The sequence below is a fragment of the Paenibacillus terrae genome, from assembly GCF_000943545.1.
Taxonomy (GTDB): domain Bacteria; phylum Bacillota; class Bacilli; order Paenibacillales; family Paenibacillaceae; genus Paenibacillus; species Paenibacillus terrae_A.
The window spans coordinates 1-2,392 of record NZ_JTHP01000154.1 but is presented as its reverse complement, the minus strand read 5'-3'; the positions used below and the strand labels follow the sequence as shown (position 1 = coordinate 2,392).

The 2,392-nt window shown below is 37.6% G+C and carries 4 protein-coding genes; 3 read left to right on the top strand and 1 reads right to left on the bottom strand.

Annotated elements, in window-relative coordinates; genetic code table 11:
* The coding region (locus QD47_RS29330; RefSeq protein WP_044649444.1) for a hypothetical protein at nucleotides 1–313 on the bottom strand (313 nt) is incomplete at its 3' end.
* Between the two features lie 254 nt (nucleotides 314–567).
* On the opposite strand from QD47_RS29330, the gene QD47_RS34000 reads away from it, so the two are divergent.
* The 3 genes from QD47_RS34000 (at nucleotide 568) to dinD (ending at nucleotide 2,159) form a co-directional block, all read left to right on the top strand.
* Nucleotides 568–696, top strand: a complete 129-nt coding sequence (locus QD47_RS34000) for a hypothetical protein (RefSeq protein WP_327204696.1) — start codon at nucleotides 568–570, stop codon at nucleotides 694–696.
* A 193-nt stretch (nucleotides 697–889) separates the two neighbouring features.
* A complete protein-coding gene (locus tag QD47_RS29325) occupies nucleotides 890–1,120 on the top strand; it encodes a helix-turn-helix domain-containing protein (protein ID WP_044649443.1) in 231 nt (76 codons plus the stop codon).
* Nucleotides 1,121–1,319: 199 nt separating this feature from the next.
* Nucleotides 1,320–2,159, top strand: a complete 840-nt coding sequence (gene dinD / locus QD47_RS29320) for a DNA damage-inducible protein D (protein WP_044649442.1) — start codon at nucleotides 1,320–1,322, stop codon at nucleotides 2,157–2,159.
* The last annotated feature ends 233 nt before the right edge of the window (nucleotides 2,160–2,392 follow it).

The window sequence follows — 2,392 nt, the reverse complement described above, 5'->3', positions numbered from 1 at the left end:
GACAAAGTAATTCATCGAATAAAAAAGCCAGTCCACTCTTACCTCTCCAGCACCGAATAATGTCCGTGACAACCTCCGTAATTTCACGCTGTACCCCTCTCGCCAGTTGAAGCCCTCCATACTCTCCTTCTACATAAAGGTGCGTATGATACGGCTGTTCCACCTTTTGTACATGACGTAAGCACAAAGCGCCATTTTCGAGATAAAAGAAATAACAACCCTCATAAACAACTCCCTCGAATATCTCGTACATATGCGGCAGATCATAAGGTCCATACACCATAGCCGCCTGTTCCAGTTTTAATGATTCCATAGATAAAATCTCCTCCCTTCCCAATCTATTTATAGAACATAGTGTTCCTATGACCAACTGATCCCTTATACATATAATGTTATTATTGATTTTATCGTACGCTTATGAGTACAATAAATAATTGTCTGGAATAAATTCAGGAGTGTGTAACATGAAAGTAAAAATAATGCTTGGCGAGTTAAATTAAGAGTAAGGGTATCTCTCTAAACCAGCTATCTTATAAAACAGGCGTCCGCTGAGCAGCACTTTCTAAACTGGCAAACGATAAGAGAGAAAATATCAATTTCAAGCATATTGAACAAATTGCAAAAGCATTAGACATTTCAGATATCCGCGAAATAATAACTCTTATAGATGAAGAACAGAGCACACGTTATAATTAGGAAATAAAAAACTATGTTATGCCGAGTTCTTGATATGTGCAGTCCCTCCCCCCGTGATCCATACATAAATTCTTTTTTAATTACGATTTTCGTAATTTAACTATAATTACGTTTTACGTAATTGTCAACATTTATTACGTTTCTCATATCCTCTATATATTTAGTTATGTGAAATAAGAAAGGAGGAAAGACATTGAGTCAACGATTGCTCGTCTGTGATTTAAAGAACCTCTTACGCGAAAAGGGTTGGGAACAAAAGAAATTAGCCGAGCTAACTGGTATTAGAGAAGCTACCATTTCAGAAATGGTCAGAAATAAAAACAAGATGTTTCCCCGACAGGCATTAGAAAAAATCATTAATGTTTTAGATATAGATGATATAGGAAAATTATTACGAGTTGAATATGTAGATGCTGATGAGTAAATAAACAAAAGGCGCAAGCTCTCGAAAACTCATTCGTGGCTCGCGCTTTTGTAGTATAAGAGAACTCGTTATATTCTATTTAAAACGTATCAATATCATTCCGTGCAAGTGAACGGAATGATAAGGCTTATTCTCTGTAGAAATGTGCTAAGGTAATAGTGCAGTTATAAATTAACTTATATGATATGGAGGGTTCGTATTGAAACTAACAACGTCAGATCAAGCCGATCACAATTCTATTTTTGAAGAAATTAGGCGCCAAAATGCGGACGGAATTGAGTTTTGGTCGGCCAGAGATATTGCAAAAATTCTTGAATACACCGAATACCGTTACTTTATACCCGTAATTGAACGTGCTAAGAGATCTTGTGAAAATAGCGGACAAACTATCGAGGATCACTTCATCCCAATGACTGATCTTGTAGAACTCGGTAAAGGTGGTAAGCGTGAAGTTGAATCTTTTAAGCTTTCACGATACGCCTGTTACCTTATTATCCAAAATGCTGACCCTTCAAAAGAGGTTGTGGCATTAGGACAGACATATTTCGCTGTACAAACACGTAAACAAGAACTATTCGAACATGCTTCAGAAGATGAAAAGAGATACATGCTTCGTGAAGAACTAAAAAATCACAATACCGCTCTGGCTGATGCTGCCTATGAGTCAGGTGTTGTTACTCCACTAGAGTTCGCAGTATTTCAAAATCACGGATATAGAGGGCTTTACGGTGGGCTAGATAAAACAGGAATACACGAAAAAAAAGAGCTTAAGAAGTCACAAAAGATTTTAGATCACATGGGCACCACTGAACTCGCGGCCAACCTCTTTCGGGCAACACAAACAGAAGATAAGCTACGCAGAGATTCTATATCGGGACGTACAGCAGCAAACCAAACCCATTTTGAAGTAGGTAAGAAAGTTCGTCAAACAATTGCCGAGTTGGGCGGCACTATGCCAGAGGACCTTCCGACCTACGAGAGCATAAAAAAAGTTGAGAAACGACTTAAGAATAAACAAACAGACCCGAAAATTGAATAAATATATAAGGAACCTGCGACAGGTTCCTATTTTCTTTTTATCCTAGACAGCGACGAATGCTCCCTTTGTTCATCAGTTAGACACCCCACACTAATTTGTAATTCCCCTAATTATAAAACAATTTCTGTATCGTTTTTATTCTTCACAACGAGGTAATGCAATTGTTAAAAAAATCAACTTAACGAATATTCTGTACTTCCCCCTTTTGACCGTCCGTTCCTTTAAGTTATTAG